Consider the following 15991-nt stretch of genomic DNA (forward strand, 5'->3'; position numbering starts at 1 on the left):
AAAACAAATATACGTTCTATAGCACTCCTCGTAAATAATGTATATTGATTAAGAGACTTGCTATAATTTGTCAGAAATGCTTTATGTTACTATAAACACGAAATGAAATGTGACTGTTTTATCATCATATTCTATGGAGAAAAAACTATGGATTTATTTGAATACGCCAAATCAAAAACCCTGGACCAGGAATCCCCTCTGGCATCCAGACTACGCCCCACAACTCTGGATGAAGTTGTAGGACAGCAACACATCATCGGAAAAAATACCTTATTATACAGGGCTATCAAAGCTGACAAACTGACCTCCGTCATCTTCTACGGCCCTCCCGGAACCGGCAAGACCACCCTGGCAAAAGTAATCGCCAACACTACCAGTGCAGAATTCACCCAGATCAACGCCACTGTAGCAGGCAAAAAAGATATGGAAGCAGTTGTAAAAGAAGCCCAGCAAAACCTGGGTATGTACGGCAAAAAAACAATCCTCTTCATAGACGAGATCCACCGCTTCAACAAAGGCCAGCAGGACTATCTCCTCCCATTCGTAGAAGACGGAACCATCATCCTCATCGGTGCCACAACAGAGAATCCATACTTCGAAGTCAACGCTGCTTTAATCTCCCGTTCCATCATCTTCGAACTGAAATCCCTGGAGATCTCCGAAGTCAAAGAACTCATCCTTCGCGCAGTCAACGACAAAACAAAAGGAATGGGAAACTATAAAGCCCGGATAGATGAAGACGCCCTCGACTTCCTTGCAGACATGGCAGGCGGCGACGCCAGAAATGCCCTCAATGCCATCGAACTGGGCATCCTCACTACCCCCCGTAGCGAAGACGGTCTCATCCACATCACCTTGGATGTGGCATCTCAGTGCATCCAGAAACGCGTCGTCCGCTACGACAAAAACGGAGACAACCACTACGACATCATCTCCGCCTTCATCAAAAGCATGCGTGGCTCAGACCCTGACGCAGCAGTCTACTACCTTGCAAAAATGCTCTACGCCGGAGAAGACGTCAAATTCATAGCCCGAAGAATCATGATCCTCGCCTCCGAAGACATCGGAAACGCCGATCCACAGGCCCTCTGCGTAGCAGTCGCCGCAGCCCAGGCAGTAGAACGCGTAGGAATGCCCGAGTCCCAGATCATCCTCTCCCAGGCAGTCACCTACATGGCCTGCGCCCCCAAAAGCAACTCCGCAGTCAACGCCATCTTCGCTGCCATGGACTCCGTCAAACGCACAAAAACCACAGTCCCGCCACACCTCCAGGACGCCCACTACGGCGGCCACGAAAAACTGGGCCACGGCATCGGCTACAAATACGCCCACGACTACCCAAACCACTACGTACACCAACAATACCTCCCCACCGAAATCCAGGGAGAACACTTCTACGAACTCTCCGAAATGGGCTACGAGAAAACCTTAAAAGAATACCAGAACAAAATCAAATCCCAGTCTTAATCCAAAAAAGGGCAGCCTCCAAAGAGAGACTGCCCTTTTCATCATTTAATTCCCATAACGTTCATCTGCGCCAAAATCGCATCCACACACTTCTCAAATCCAAGCTTTCCTGCATTCAGACACAGATCATAATTCGTCGCATCACTCCAGTCCCCACCGGCAAATTTACGATAATAATCCTGCTTTCTCTTATCATCCCTACGAAGAAACTTCTCAATCTCCTCATCACTGCCGCTGATCTTCTCTCTGGACTTCTCCACACGAAACTCCCAGGGTGCATGAATAAACACTCTCAAAGTATTCGGTCTGTCCTTAAACACATAATTCACACAACGCCCAACGATCACACAGGATTCCTTCTCTGCCAGATCCGTTGCAATCTTCGCCTGATAATTAAAAATATTCTCATCAGAAACAAACCCCTTCTGATCCGGTGCGATCAGATCTCCTTTATATAACCCTGTCTTATTAAACAGAGATGCCTTCACACTGGAGCCTTCTTCCACCTGTCCAAAAAGCTTCACATCAATCCCGCTCTCATCAGAAGCCATCTGAATGATCTGCTTGTCATAGAAAGAAACTCCCAGTTTCTCTGCCAGCATCTTACCGACGGTACGTCCGCCACTTCCATACTGTCTCGCAATGGTAATTACAAAATTCTCCATAAAATCCCTCCTGTTTACTCTCCAAGATAAGCTTTCTGAACAGATTCATCATGAAGAAGATCACTTGCCTTACCTTCCAGTGTAATCCTTCCGGTCTCAAGGACATAAGCTCTGTCAGCGATAGAAAGAGCCTTCTTCGCATTCTGCTCAACCAGAAGAACCGTTGTGCCACTCTCACTTACCTCTTTAATGATATCAAAAATCTCATTTACAAAGATCGGTGAAAGGCCCATGGACGGCTCGTCCATCAGAATAATCTTCGGCTGGCTCATCAGCGCACGTCCCATGGCGAGCATCTGCTGCTCACCACCACTTAAGGTACCTGCAGTCTGATTCTGACGTTCCTTCAGACGCGGAAAACGTTTATATACTTTCTCAATGGTCGCATCAATCTCATTTTTATCAGATCTTGTAAAAGCACCCATCTTCAAATTCTGAAGAACAGTCATATTTGCAAACACACGTCTTCCTTCCGGAACATGTGCCATACCCATTGTTACGATCTTGTGAGGCGGAACCTTTGTGATATCCTGTCCGTCATAAATAATATGTCCTGATTTTGCCCGGAGAAGCCCTGTCACTGTATGCAGGGTAGTTGTTTTACCTGCACCGTTTGCACCGATCAGAGCAATAACTTCACCTTCATTTACAGAGAAAGAAACACCCTTCAATGCCTGAATCATTCCATAATAAACCTGTATGTCCTGTACTTCCAGTAATGCCATCTGTCTCTCCTCCTATTCTCCAAGATATGCCTTGATAACTTCCGGATCATGGAGCACATCTGAAGTCTTGCCCTGTCTCAGAACATGACCGAAGTTCAGTACAGTCAGCTCCTCACAGATACCTGAAACCAGCTTCATATCATGCTCGATCAGAAGAATGGTCATATCAAAGTTATCACGAACAAAACGGATGGTATCCATCAGTTCCTCAGTTTCATTGGGGTTCATACCTGCAGCCGGCTCATCCAGAAGAAGAAGCTTCGGCTTTGTTGCCAGTGCTCTGGCAATCTCCAGCTTTCTCTGTTTACCATAAGGAAGGTTGGATGCAAGGATATCTGCCTCTTTGTCCAGATCAAACACTTTAAGAAGCTTCATTGCTTCCTCATTCATGGTTTTCTCAACCTTAAAGTATTTCGGAGTATGTACAATACCTGTAAAAAGGCTGTATTTATCATGATTGTGAAGTCCTGCCTTTACATTGTCCAGCACACTCATCTGATGGAACAGACGGATATTCTGGAATGTTCTGGCGATTCCCGCCTTGTTGATATCAATGGTACTCTTTCCGGTGATATCCTGTCCGTCCAGATTGATGATTCCCTCATCCGGCTTATACACACCTGTAAGAAGGTTAAAGATTGTAGTCTTACCGGCACCATTCGGACCGATCAGACCATAAAGCTGTCCTTTCTCGATGGAGACATGGAAATCATCCACTGCATGAAGACCGCCGAATGAAATATTTAAATGATTTACTTCCAGCAATGCCATAGCTTATGCCTCCTTTTTCTTAAATTTACTGAAAAGACGTTCTCTCATCTCGATTGCCTTAGGTGCCCAGTTGATCAGCATCATTACGATCAGCACGATTGCATAGAACAGCATACGGTAATCACTGAGTCCACGCAGAAGCTCAGGAAGAAGGTTCAGAATCACTGCCGCAATAATAGAACCACGCATATTTCCAATTCCACCGAGAACTACGAATACCAGGAACATGATAGACATGTTATAACCGAAGTTCTTCGGAAGTGCTGTTAAAGTTGCAAGATTATGAGCATAAAGCACACCGCCGATACCGGCTAATGCTGCTGAGATTGCAAATGCTTTCAGTTTATACTTTGTGATATCAATACCAATTGATTCCGCTGCAATACGGTTATCACGGATTGCCATGATCGCACGTCCGTCTCTGGAATTGATCAGGTTCAGAACTACGAATAAAGTAACCAGGATCAGAATCACACCTATAGTAAAGGTTGACTGTCTCGGTGTACCTGTGATACCCATGGCACCACTGATGATCATTTTTCCACCAGGCTCCATTCCAAGAGACATCTGGTCTTTCATGGAAAAATGGATTCCGTTGCTGTCAATTCCTACATAAAGCACATTGATGATATTCTTAATGATCTCACCAAATGCCAGTGTTACGATAGCAAGGTAGTCACCTTTCAGACGAAGTACAGGAATACCGATCAGGAATCCAAAGATACCTGCACATACAGCTCCGATGATCAGAGCAACGAAGAAACGAAGTCCTGCATTTGTAAATGTATCCATAGTTGCCTTTGTAAATGCTGCACTGGTGAAAGCACCGATACACATAAATCCAGCATGTCCAAGACTTAACTCACCCAGAATACCAACCGTCAGGTTCAGGGAAAGAGCCAGGATAATATATACACAAAGAGGCACCAGAAGACCCTGCATCAGGTTGGAAAGCAGATTCCCTGCGATCATTCCCTGTACGATCAGATATGCTGCAAGAACCATTCCGTATGTAATGAGATTGCTTTTTGTTGTTTTGTTTAATTTCTTCTTTTCCATGTCTGCCACCTCACACTTTCTCCTGAATGTTCTTACCAAGAATACCGGTAGGTTTCACAACCAGAACTACGATCAGAACACCGAATACAATGGCATCAGCCATCTGTGAAGAGATATAAGCTTTACCAAAAATCTCCAGGATACCCAGAACAACACCTCCGATAAAGGCTCCCGGGATAGATCCGATACCGCCAAATACAGCTGCAACGAATGCTTTGATACCAGGCATAGCACCTGTATATGGTGTCAAAGACGGGTATGCAGAGCAGAGAAGCACACCTGCGATTGCTGCAAGTCCGGAACCGATTGCAAAAGTAATGGAGATTGTTTTGTTTACGTTAATACCCATTAACTGGGCAGCGCCTTTATCCTCAGATACGGCAAGCATTGCCTGTCCTGTTTTTGTCTTGCTGATAAAGAGCATCAGACCTGCCATGATCAGGATACCACCGATAATGGTTACGATGGTTACACCAGTGATCACGATAGAACCACCTGCAAGTTTCAGGGATGGAAGACTGATCACGTTACTGAATGATTTGGTATCTGCTCCCCAGATCAGAAGGGCCACGTTCTGAAGCAGATAGCTGACACCAATTGCTGTGATCAGAACAGCCAGAGGTGAAGCTGCATTACGCAGTGGTCGATACGCAACGCCTTCGATCACAACGCCCATGAGTGTACAGATGATAATGGACAGCAGGATGGCTAAAATCGGATTTAATCCCATGCCGCTGACTGCGACATAAACTACATAAGAGCCGACCATGATAACATCTCCATGAGCGAAGTTCAGCATTTTAGCGATTCCGTATACCATGGTATAACCAAGAGCGATGATCGCATATACACTTCCGAGGCTGATACCACTGATAAGATATGATATAAAACTACTCATAGAAGTCTTTCCTTTCTTATATTTAAATAATTTTATTGTGTGTAAAACTGGCAGATTTGCCTTTAGCGAAATCTGTCTTGTTTATTTTGCCAAAAGTAAATCTGTCATTAACGCATTAATGTAATAACGTATTAGGCAACAGGGCTGTCTGCATAATTCAGACAGCCCCGTTGGCATGCAACCATTGTCCACTCCAGGAACAATCGCATTTTATTTCTTATGAAATCTTTTCAGTTATTTCAATTTCATTATTCCATTGCTGCGTAAGCACCATCTTTGATTTCTACAGCTTTCGGAGCTTTGTTCGGCTCACCGTCTTCTGTCCATGTGATCTCGTCACCTGTAACACCTTCAAGTGTGATCTCGGTCATGCCTTTTTCAAGTGCTGCACAGATATCTGCAACATCCATGTCTGCTTTTACATCTTCTTTTTCTGCTGCTGCTTTGACTGCGTATACTGCATCATAAGCATCTGCTGCGAACTGGTTTGGTGTGTCTTTGTAAGCATCTTTGTATGCTTTTACAAAGTTCTGGGTTTTCTCATCTGTAGAATCTGCTGCAAATGGTGTAAGAAGCATCAGCCCCTCTGCAAGAGATGTATCAAAGTTTTCTACACCAAGGATACCGTCCATACCGTCGCATCCGAAGAATTTAGTTTCAAATCCCATGCTGTCTGCCTGTGCAAGGATCAGGGAAGCTTCTGTATAATAAATCGGAAGGAATACTAATTCAGCACCACCGTCTTTTGCTTTCTGAAGCTGTACGGAGAAGTCTTTATTGTTATCAGCAGTGAATGCTTCGGAAGATACGATTTCAATACCCTGATTAGCTGCTTCTGCTGTGAAGTTCTGTGTGATACCTGATGAATATACATCAGAGCTATCGTAGATAATAGCTACTTTTGTAGCAAGTTTATGCTCTCCAATGTACTGAGCTGCTGCAGTACCCTGGTTCGGGTCAGAGAAGCATACACGGAATACGTTCGGATTAGCAACACACTCTGTTGCAGATCCGGATGGAGTAAGCTGGAACATATTGTCTGCTGCTGTTTCATTTGCTACAGCTACACAAGGTGTGGAAGTAACTGTACCAACCAGGATGTTCATTCCCCAGTCTTTTAATGCGTTGTAAGCGTTCAGGGTTTTCTCAGCATCGTTTTCATCATCTTCAAATTTGAACTCTACCTGATATCCGTTGATTCCGCCGTCTTCGTTTACTTCATTGATTGCAAGCTCTGTTGCATTCTTTACAGCCTGTCCATAGATTGCTGCTGCTCCGGTTACAGGTCCGATTCCACCGATCTTAAATGTAGCATCGTCTGCAAATACAGATACAGGTGCAACTGTTGACATTACCATTGCTGCTGCCGCAGTAACACTGATGATTTTTTTCAGGTTTTTCATAATAAAATCCTCCTTATATTTTGTCAGTCCTTTCGTCCCTCTTACGGCTCATAAGGTTAGCTTCCGTTACCATTCATTCCACCTGGTACATCATTTTTGATGTGCTAAATTCCGCAAGTTCATTTATTATGTAGAGGAACTGAAAAGTAACAAAAAGCCAACTGGGTTCCCAGCCGGCTTTGGCTTCCACTGACACTTTAATATGTTGCTGTTTTGAATTATATCACCATATATTTGACCATGCAAGAAAAACTTTATGGAAATTTAAGATTTTTCCGTCTTTCATGGACACTTGACCGCACCGCACACGCAATTTTATCCCATTCATCGAAAAATACATCAAAAAAGGTACACACAGAAACCGTAACAATTTCTATGCGTACCTCAAAATTCTGATTTAATTTATCAAATCTTATATCTCTCTAAAACCGCCAATTATGCGATTGCTTTTTTAGCGATCTCAGCAAGTGCTGCAAATCCTTCTGCATCGTTCACTGCAAGTTCAGCAAGCATCTTTCTGTTGATGTCGATGTTTGCAACTTTCAGTCCATGCATCAGTTTGCTGTAGGATAATCCGTTCATTCTTGCTGCTGCATTGATACGTGCGATCCAGAGCTGTCTGAACTGACGTTTTTTCTGTTTTCTTCCTGCGTAGGAGCTTGTAAGTGCTCTCATTACAGACTGCTTAGCAACTCTATACTGTTTGGAACGGGCTCCTCTGTAACCTTTTGCCAGTTTTAATGTACGATTATGTTTTTTCTTTGCGTTTAATCCGCCTTTAATTCTTGCCATTTCTTAAATTTCCTCCTGTACGTCTATCTTCAAATGATGAATGCTTCTTATAAATACGGTAATGCTTTCTTCATGCTCTTAACATTAGTAGCATCAACAACAGTAGATTTTCTCAGATTTCTTTTTCTCTTCTGAGATTTCTTTGTTAAGATATGGCTCTTATAAGCTTTATTTCTTACTAATTTTCCTGTACCTGTTTTTTTGAAACGCTTTGCTGCTGCTCTGCAAGTTTTAATTTTTGGCATTGTTAATTCCTCCTTAAACTGTATCTCTATTATATTTAACGTTTTTCCGTTAAAAACATGGTCATGCTTCTGCCTTCAACCTTCGGTGCCTTCTCCACTGTTGCCACGTCTGCAAGCTGTTTTGCAAAATCATCGAGTACATGTCTGCTGCTTGCCATATGTGCCATTTCTCGTCCACGGAAACGTAATGTTACCTTTACTCTGTCACCCTTGGAGAGGAACTTTCTGGCGGCGTTGACTTTCGTATTCAGGTCATTGGTATCAATGTTTGGAGAAAGTCGCACTTCTTTGACATCGATGGTCTTCTGCTTCTTCTTGGCTTCTTTTTCTTTTCTTGCAAGCTCATAACGGTATTTACCATAATCGATGATCTTACATACCGGCGGTTTCGCCTGCGGGGCAATTTTTACCAGGTCAAGCCCTGCCTCCTGAGCTTTGAACATTGCTTCTTTCGCGGACATGATTCCAAGCTGTTCTCCGTCCGAACCGATTAAGCGTACCTCTTTGTCTCTGATCTGTTCGTTAATCATTAAATTGCTAATTGTAGTGCACCTCCATACCTGTTAGATAGATTCTAATGACTTCTCGTCGCCCTCATTTACATAAAAAAAGCGTGGACAAAATCCACACTCCGCTATCACACTGCTGATATCTTTTCTTCTTAATCTGCGGAACAATCTCCTTATTCCTGCCAACCTTAAATATCAGCCTTCTCTGTGCAATATAAACCCAAGCCGCTAAACTAAATGCGCTGAGGTGAGAGTGGAACTCTGCTTTGTTTTCTTACGTACTTGTATAAGATACCATGTTCAGTCTGCTATGTCAAGTACTTTTTACATTTTCTTTATTTTTTTCAACCTCATGTATATTTTCTCTCAAACTGCACATCCTATCTCCGAAACTTATTCAATGTAACTGTTCAGTACTCTTGCACTACAGCAGTATTGAATAGTTATCTCAGATTTTCTCAGGAGGGTAACTCTATGACAATTCTTAAATGTTCAGCAATGACCTGTGTTTACAACAAAGAACAGCTCTGTTCAAAGGGTGATATTGACGTGACAGGCGAAAATGCTACTTCTGCAAATGAGACAAGCTGCGGCAGTTTCCGAGAGAGAACCGGCAGTTCCATGAAAGACAGCTATACAGATGACTGTGGCTGCGACAAAATCCAGATCGACTGCAAAGCCCATAACTGTACCTATAATGATAACTGCAAATGTACAGCATCCTCCATTCAGGTAGACGGCTCTAATGCACATGCATCTTCCGATACAAGATGTGACACCTTCCAGTGCCATTGTGGCGCATAATATCAACACCATGGCAACAGGATTTTCACCCGTATATCAGGGATAATGAACTTCCCTGATTCGGTCAAAAAAAGAGACATGTCCATCTATATGGAATATGTCTCTTTTGTCTGTCTGTAAATTATTTCACTGCAAAACAGATAATCCTATCTGTTTCTTAAGAAATCCGGAATCTGGATATCCTTCTTCTGAACAGTGCTTGACGGAGTCTTAGATGCTCCAAATGGTGTGGCATTCATAGTTGGAAGGCTGAAGCTAGGCATGTTCATACCGCTTCCTGCTGCAGTTCCGGCTGTTGCTGTACCTGTCGTTGCTGTGGAAGAAGGTCTTCTTGCACCAAAGGAAGAAGCTGTGCTTCTTTTTCCGAAAGGGGTCTGCTGAAGGTTATCATCATTCAGACCTGTTGCAATCACTGTGATTCTGCAGTAGTCAGCAACTGTATCATCATACATGGCACCAAAGATGATGTTTGCTTCCTCACCTGTAAGCTCCTGTACATAGCTTGCGGCATCATTGGCATCCATAAGAGAAATATCTCCGGAAATATTAATGATAACATGTGTAGCACCTTTGATGGTTGTCTCAAGAAGTGGAGAAGATACGGCCTGCTGTACAGCTTCCATAGCTTTGTCGTCTCCTCTTGCTTCACCGATACCGATATGGGCAATTCCCTTGTCTGTCATTACAGTCTGAACGTCTGCAAAGTCAAGGTTAATCAGAGCCGGCAGATTGATCAGGTCTGTAATGCCCTGTACTGCCTGCTGCAGAACTTCATCAGCCTTCTTCAGAGCTTCCGGCATGGTTGTTCTGCGATCTACAACTTCCAGTAATTTATCATTCGGGATAACGATTAATGTATCCACTGCTTTCTTCAGATTCTCAATGCCTGCAAGTGCATTATTCATACGAGTTCTTGCTTCAAAACGGAAAGGTTTTGTAACAACGCCAACTGTAAGGATACCCATTTCTTTCGCTGCTGCTGCGATAACAGGTGCAGCTCCGGTTCCGGTTCCGCCTCCCATACCACAGGTAACGAATACCATATCCGCACCTTCCATTAACTGTTTTACTTCTTCAATGCTCTCCTCTGCTGCTTTCTGTCCAACCTCAGGCTGGGCTCCTGCACCAAGACCTTTGGTAATCTTCTCGCCAATCTGAAGTACAGTTGGAGCTTTGCACAGAGTTAAAGCCTGCTTATCAGTATTAACACCTACAAACTCTACTCCGCCGATGGCCTCTTCCACCATTCTGTTTACTGCATTATTTCCGGCTCCACCTACACCGATCACTATGATCTTGGCAGATGATTCAGCCTCGTTTGACATAATCTCTAACAACGTACTTCCTCCTTTATTTATACCTGATATCCTTTTCAGTGATTTATATCAAAGTTACATATAGATATATCATATATTTTTTTTGGGAATTAATCAACCATTAATTTTGTTTTTTTATACTTTTTTCACTCTTTTTCGGCAATTCCGGTAAATATGTTGTATCAGTGTACGGAGCCTTCTCTGATCTCAAAGTTTCCATATACTATCAATATCCCTCAGAATCATCCCCCTGATAATCACTGTTATCTTCTGTATAATCACCATATCCATCTGAATCATCTGAGTTTCCGTCGTCATATGATGAATCACTTTCTCCATCTTCTGAAGTTTCAGAACTCTGGTCATCTGCGGAACTTTCATCTCCTGAACCGTCTCCCGACTCATCAGATGCCGCATCCAGAGATTCCTGTGTAGGCTTCGGTCCCACATAATTACCGGATTCGTCATACTCACCTGCTCCGGTATAATCCCCTTCCTCATCATAACCGCCATTCCAGTTCTCAATTGCTTCCTCAAGAGCAGTCTTCGGTTTTGCACCTACATAATTACCATCCTCGTCATACTCGCCGTCTCCGGTATAATTGCCATCTTCATCATAACCGCCATTCCAGTTCTCAGCAGTAACTTCTTCCTGTTCCAGTTCTTCTTCAAAGGTATTGGACTCCGTAGCCACACTCTCCATATGAAGAATACCTTTTTTTCCCTGAATTTTGGGCAGAATCGCTATCACTCGGTTCATCTTCTCTTCCAGATCAGCATCTTTTCCAAGCTGAACAGTTATATCCCCATAGATGAGGCTGATAGAATAGCTGCTGTCAAACTGGATATGATCGGGGATCATATCATTTTTCTGAAAGATTGTAGACAATGCTACAGCTGTATTCAGTACAGTATCTCCTTTAATATCCAGTTTCTCATCCATCACGATGCTGTTCACCTGAATTCCGTCAAAATACGGAACCGTCTCATCTCTGTTCTGAGAACCCTCCACAAAAATGCCATTTCTGTCAAAATAAATGTAACTGTCAAGATATCGGATGCATCCGACTGTTTTTTTCTCTTTTACGCTGATACAGATGGTATTTCGGTTCAGCTGGGTAACTTTAAATGCATCTACATATGCAATGTCCTCTGTATTTGTAGTGCTGTAGAGCAGTGGTGCAAGGACCGAATTGGAAGCCATCGGTCCCCGAAGCACCATATTCTTTACTTCTTCGTCTGTATAATGGGAAGTTCCCCTCACCTCAACAGTATCTACTTTATAATAGGAAAAAAATACTATCACAGCGACCATAACTCCGGCGCCTATCATACCTGCCAGCATCTTCTTCGTCCTTTTACTCATAGGAGGTCTTTTCCCATAATTACTTTCTCTCATAAATCCTCAAATCCTCTGTCCCCGGCTGCCATATTCTGCAGCCCAAAGTCCGTAAATCTTCACAGATATGCTCATAGCCCCTGCTGATAAACCCGGCTCCTGTAACACAGGTTTCTCCCTCTGCCATAAGTGCGGCAATGAGCAGGGCTGCACCACCTCTGAGATCTCCTGCCTGTACCTGTGTTCCCTTAAGAGTTTTTCCCCCTCTTATGATTGCCTGGTTTCCGCTTACGGAAATATCTGCGCCCATTTTTTTCATCTGAAAAGCACTGCCAAATCTCCGGTCAAAAATATTTTCCCGTATGGTACTCTGTCCCTGTGCACCTGTCAGCACCGCCATCAACGGAGCCTGCAGATCTGTGGGAAAACCCGGATAAATTTCTGTTTCTACTAAAACAGCCGGTCTGACAGCATTCTTTCCATTGACCTCTAGTGTACCACCATTTACTTGATATTGTCCACCTATTTTCCGATATACTTCCATAAACGACTGCAGCTCCTCCACAGGTACATCATGAAGAATAATCTTACTTCTTGCTGCCGCAGCCGCACACAGATAGGTACCTGCAACAATACGATCCGGAGGAATACGGTAGTCTCCGCCTTTCAGTTCATCCACTCCTCTGATCGTAATTTCACCGGTTTCTTCTCCTTCTATCAGTGCTCCCATTGTTTTCAGATATCTGCAGAGCCAGAAAACCTCCGGTTCTTTCGCACAATTATAAAGATGTGTTACACCTTTTGCAAGAACTGCTGCCAGTATTGCCTGTTGAGCAGCTCCCACACTCGATTTCGGAAACACAATATCCTGCCCTTCAAATCTGACACATTCTCCATCCAGGCCTGATGCATTTTCCCGGACATCCGCGCCAAGTGCTCTCAGTGCCATAAGATGGAAATCTATTGGTCTTTTCCCGATTGTACATCCGCCCGGATACCCTATCCTGCATTTTCTGTTTCTTGCAAGCACCGCACCTGCCAGAATGATCGAAGAACGCATTCTGCCTGTATAGACTGCAGGAATTTCTGTTCCGTCTGCGCAGGAACAATCCAGATAAAGATCGTGATCGTCCCACCAGGTCACTGCACCAAGACTTTTCAAAATCTCTTCCATACAAAAAACATCTGAAATTCTGGGACATCCCCTCAGAATGCTTAGTCCTCTGTGCATCAGAGATGCGGCTATCATTGGAAGTGCTGCATTTTTAGATCCCTGTATAAAAATCTCCCCGCTGAGAGATGCTTTACCTGTCACATGGATTTCATCCAACCTTTTGCTCCCAAAGAGTCTCTTACTTTACAGTTTATGGCTTTTTCTATTATATGTTACGCCATTCTGAAACCTGTAATTCAATTTATCCTGTCACATTTCCCAACATTCATCGCAAGTCCCATTTCCCCAAGAAGAAACACTGCCGAAGTTCCTCCATAGCTGATAAAAGGCAGCGTAATGCCTGTATTGGGGATTGTATTGGTCACCACTGCAATATTCAAAATAACCTGAAGAGCCAGATGCCCCATAATTCCACAACAGATAAGAGCTCCGGCCAGATCTTTTGCATGCATGGCAGCCACACCCAGCCGCCACAGAAGCATTGCAAACAGAAAAATCAGAAAGATAGCTCCGGCTGCTCCCATTTCCTCACATATAATCGAAAAAATCATATCATTCTGCGCTTCCGGAACAAATCCAAGTTTCTGCAGACTGTTTCCAAATCCTCTGCCGAATATTCCGCCGCTGCCGATGGCATACAGTCCCTGGATCGTCTGAAATCCTTTTTCATATTTCTCCGGATTTCTCCAGATTGCAAGACGTTCCAGACGATAACTCTCTGCAGCAAGAAAAACAGCTATGAAACCTGCACCTGCGCTGCCAAGCCCGATAAATTCCAGATATCCCGGATTGGATACAAAAATCAGAATTCCACCGATACCCAGAATAATGATCGCTGTACTCAGATTATTTGAACCTACAAGACCAATGATCGGCAGCAGGGTCAATATTGTCCTGCACATAAATCCAAAGCCCATGGTTGCTTTTTTTGTACGCTCGATCTGCCATGCAAGAAAAAGGATTACAGCAACTTTCGCAAACTCTGAAGGCTGAAAAGATAAAGGTCCAAGATTCAGCCATCTTTTTGAGCCGTTGATCTCCTGACCTACAAAAAGTACTGCGCCGGACAAAAACATTGAAATCAGATATGCCACTGGTCCCAGCCTCAGAAAAAAATGATAATCAATGGAAGAAACCATATACATTACTCCCATACCCAATGCTGTGGCAAATAACTGTTTCTTAAAATAACAGGCAGAGTCGCCGAAACGTACTCTGCCATTATATTCACTGGAGCTGAATAATACTGCCAGGCCAAAAATCACAAGCAGTACTATCAGTACCAGCATCGTCATATCTGTTTTTGATAAATCTGTCGCTCTTTTTCGCGCCATCTGTTTCTCCGCAAAATTATCTATAGCCGGTCACTGCAGCTTCGTCTTTCTCTGCCGGACAGCTATAATTCTTACTTATAGATATTCTACAGATTTCTTACATATTCCTTGAACATATCTCCACGCTGTTCATAGTTATCAAACTGTCCCCAGCTTGCACATGCGGGAGAAAGCAAAACAGCATCTCCAGGCTGTGCTTTCTCCTCACATACCTTTACTGCCTCTTTCAGATCTTCGCAGAGGATGATGTCATGGAAACCATGTTTCTCAGCAGCTTCTTTGATTTTCTCCTTTGTCTGACCGATCAGCACCAGATAACGTACCTTTCCGTCAAATGCCTCAATCCATTCATCATAACCGGACTGTTTATCATAACCGCCGCCGATCAGAAGTGTCGGACGGTTCATTGCCTGGATTCCTTTAATTGCCGCATCCGGGTTAGTTCCTTTGGAATCATTATAATATACAACGCCTTTTTTCTCTGTCACATATTCGATTCTGTGTGCAACAGCTGTAAATTCACAGATGCTCTTACGGATGCTGTCCAAGGATACTCCATCGTAGTAAGCCATTGCAACTGCGGCCATAACATTCTCAAAATTGTGTTTTCCAAGAAGCTTCAGATCTTCTGTCTTAACTACTTCGATTTCTTTTTCTCCGTCCTTCAGGATGATTTTATTTCCATCCAGATAAATTCCCTCATCCAGTTTACGTCCGCTGGAGAAATATACCACTCGTGGAGTCAGATGTTTTCCAAACTCACGCAGAACCTCATCTTCATAATTCAGCACGCATACATCTTCTGTACCCTGATTCTCAGTGATCAGTTCTTTCACACGTATATACTCTTCCATTGTATGATGACGGTTCAGATGGTCCTCTGTAATATTCAGGATTGCAGATACCTTTGGTGCAAACTCATCAATCGTTTCTAGCTGAAAACTGCTGATTTCTGCAACAGTTATAGAATTTGGCTTCATCTCCAGTGCTTTGGAAGTATATGGGGTTCCGATATTGCCGACTACAAAAACAGACTCACGTGCATCCTGCATAATTTTTCCAAGAAGTGCTGTTGTAGTAGTTTTTCCGTTTGTTCCTGTGATGGCAAGCACTTCACCGTCACCTACTCTGTATGCCAGTTCCACCTCTCCCCATACCGGAAGCCCCTGCTCATAAAAACTCTTTACAAGTGGAAGATCTGTCGGTACTCCGGGGCTTAAAACTACCAGATCAAGACTGTCCTGTACTTCTTTCGGAAGTTCTCCTGCATATACAGTGACTGGATATGTCCCATCTGTTTTATGTACAACTGCGTCTTTATCTGTTTCGGCATTTCCGTCATAGATAACCGGAAATGCTCCTACCTTTGCCAGAAGGTCAGATGCTCCGATTCCGCTTTTTCCGGAACCGAATACAAGTACCTTTTTTCCCTGTAATTCCATAATAATTTTCCTCCCTTTTATCAGCATAACGCTGAAATCTGCTTAGCC

The 15991-nt window shown here is 43.5% G+C and carries 16 protein-coding genes; 2 read left to right on the forward strand and 14 right to left on the reverse strand.

Annotation, left to right across the window (positions count from 1 at the left end; translation table 11 throughout):
• The first annotated feature begins 147 nt into the window (after positions 1 to 147).
• The gene (locus tag LJE11_RS05750) at positions 148 to 1467 is read left to right on the forward strand and encodes a replication-associated recombination protein A (RefSeq protein WP_026648237.1); all 1320 of its coding nucleotides are present in this window, start codon (positions 148 to 150) and stop codon (positions 1465 to 1467) included.
• Positions 1468 to 1508: 41 nt separating this feature from the next.
• Here the strand turns inward: LJE11_RS05750 and LJE11_RS05755 are convergent, their stop codons facing one another.
• The 9 genes from LJE11_RS05755 to infC all read right to left on the reverse strand — a co-directional run bounded on the left by LJE11_RS05755 (position 1509) and on the right by infC (position 8555).
• Positions 1509 to 2132, reverse strand: a complete 624-nt coding sequence (locus LJE11_RS05755; RefSeq protein WP_118408383.1) for a cytidylate kinase-like family protein — start codon at positions 2130 to 2132, stop codon at positions 1509 to 1511.
• Between the two features lie 14 nt (positions 2133 to 2146).
• Positions 2147 to 2857 carry an ABC transporter ATP-binding protein gene (locus LJE11_RS05760; protein ID WP_020993607.1) on the reverse strand — a complete coding sequence of 237 codons (711 nt, stop codon included), beginning with the start codon at positions 2855 to 2857 and terminating at the stop codon, positions 2147 to 2149.
• 12 nt (positions 2858 to 2869) lie between these two features.
• Positions 2870 to 3628: an ABC transporter ATP-binding protein gene (locus LJE11_RS05765; RefSeq protein WP_022380173.1), complete on the reverse strand. Its 759-nt coding sequence runs from the start codon at positions 3626 to 3628 to the stop codon at positions 2870 to 2872.
• A gap of 3 nt (positions 3629 to 3631) precedes the next feature.
• Positions 3632 to 4687, reverse strand: coding sequence for a branched-chain amino acid ABC transporter permease (locus LJE11_RS05770; RefSeq protein ID WP_020993609.1), 1056 nt, complete (start codon positions 4685 to 4687; stop codon positions 3632 to 3634).
• A gap of 10 nt (positions 4688 to 4697) precedes the next feature.
• Entirely contained in the window at positions 4698 to 5585 is an 888-nt protein-coding gene (locus tag LJE11_RS05775; protein WP_008706530.1) for a branched-chain amino acid ABC transporter permease, read from the reverse strand.
• A 248-nt stretch (positions 5586 to 5833) separates the two neighbouring features.
• Positions 5834 to 6988 carry an ABC transporter substrate-binding protein gene (locus LJE11_RS05780; protein WP_020993610.1) on the reverse strand — a complete coding sequence of 385 codons (1155 nt, stop codon included), beginning with the start codon at positions 6986 to 6988 and terminating at the stop codon, positions 5834 to 5836.
• A 435-nt stretch (positions 6989 to 7423) separates the two neighbouring features.
• Entirely contained in the window at positions 7424 to 7780 is a 357-nt protein-coding gene (rplT, locus tag LJE11_RS05785; RefSeq protein WP_008706527.1) for a 50S ribosomal protein L20, read from the reverse strand.
• A gap of 47 nt (positions 7781 to 7827) precedes the next feature.
• Positions 7828 to 8025: a 50S ribosomal protein L35 gene (gene rpmI / locus LJE11_RS05790; protein WP_008706525.1), complete on the reverse strand. Its 198-nt coding sequence runs from the start codon at positions 8023 to 8025 to the stop codon at positions 7828 to 7830.
• Between the two features lie 35 nt (positions 8026 to 8060).
• Complete coding sequence (gene infC, locus LJE11_RS05795; RefSeq protein ID WP_008706524.1) at positions 8061 to 8555, reverse strand: translation initiation factor IF-3; 495 nt, start codon at positions 8553 to 8555, stop codon at positions 8061 to 8063.
• A gap of 453 nt (positions 8556 to 9008) precedes the next feature.
• Here infC and LJE11_RS05800 point away from each other — a divergent pair, with 453 nt between their 5' ends.
• Positions 9009 to 9338, forward strand: a complete 330-nt coding sequence (locus LJE11_RS05800; RefSeq protein ID WP_008706523.1) for a DUF1540 domain-containing protein — start codon at positions 9009 to 9011, stop codon at positions 9336 to 9338.
• Positions 9339 to 9484: 146 nt separating this feature from the next.
• Here LJE11_RS05800 and ftsZ read toward each other — a convergent pair whose 3' ends face one another.
• From ftsZ to murD, 5 genes are all read right to left on the reverse strand, one after another.
• Positions 9485 to 10663: a cell division protein FtsZ gene (gene ftsZ, locus LJE11_RS05805; RefSeq protein WP_008706522.1), complete on the reverse strand. Its 1179-nt coding sequence runs from the start codon at positions 10661 to 10663 to the stop codon at positions 9485 to 9487.
• A 217-nt stretch (positions 10664 to 10880) separates the two neighbouring features.
• Positions 10881 to 12020 (reverse strand): cell division protein FtsQ/DivIB, encoded by a 1140-nt coding sequence (locus tag LJE11_RS05810; RefSeq protein WP_026648241.1) that lies wholly within the window; start codon positions 12018 to 12020, stop codon positions 10881 to 10883.
• Positions 12021 to 12039: 19 nt separating this feature from the next.
• Positions 12040 to 13323: a UDP-N-acetylglucosamine 1-carboxyvinyltransferase gene (murA, locus tag LJE11_RS05815; RefSeq protein ID WP_020993613.1), complete on the reverse strand. Its 1284-nt coding sequence runs from the start codon at positions 13321 to 13323 to the stop codon at positions 12040 to 12042.
• A gap of 80 nt (positions 13324 to 13403) precedes the next feature.
• Positions 13404 to 14501 carry an FtsW/RodA/SpoVE family cell cycle protein gene (locus LJE11_RS05820; protein ID WP_008706519.1) on the reverse strand — a complete coding sequence of 366 codons (1098 nt, stop codon included), beginning with the start codon at positions 14499 to 14501 and terminating at the stop codon, positions 13404 to 13406.
• 86 nt (positions 14502 to 14587) lie between these two features.
• On the reverse strand, positions 14588 to 15943 hold the full coding sequence (gene murD / locus LJE11_RS05825; RefSeq protein ID WP_008706517.1) for a UDP-N-acetylmuramoyl-L-alanine--D-glutamate ligase: 1356 nt from the start codon (positions 15941 to 15943) through the stop codon (positions 14588 to 14590).
• Between the last annotated feature and the right edge of the window lie 48 nt (positions 15944 to 15991).

Source organism: Blautia sp. DFI.1.216 (assembly GCF_020594215.1).
GTDB classification, from domain to species: domain Bacteria; phylum Bacillota; class Clostridia; order Lachnospirales; family Lachnospiraceae; genus Blautia_A; species Blautia_A wexlerae.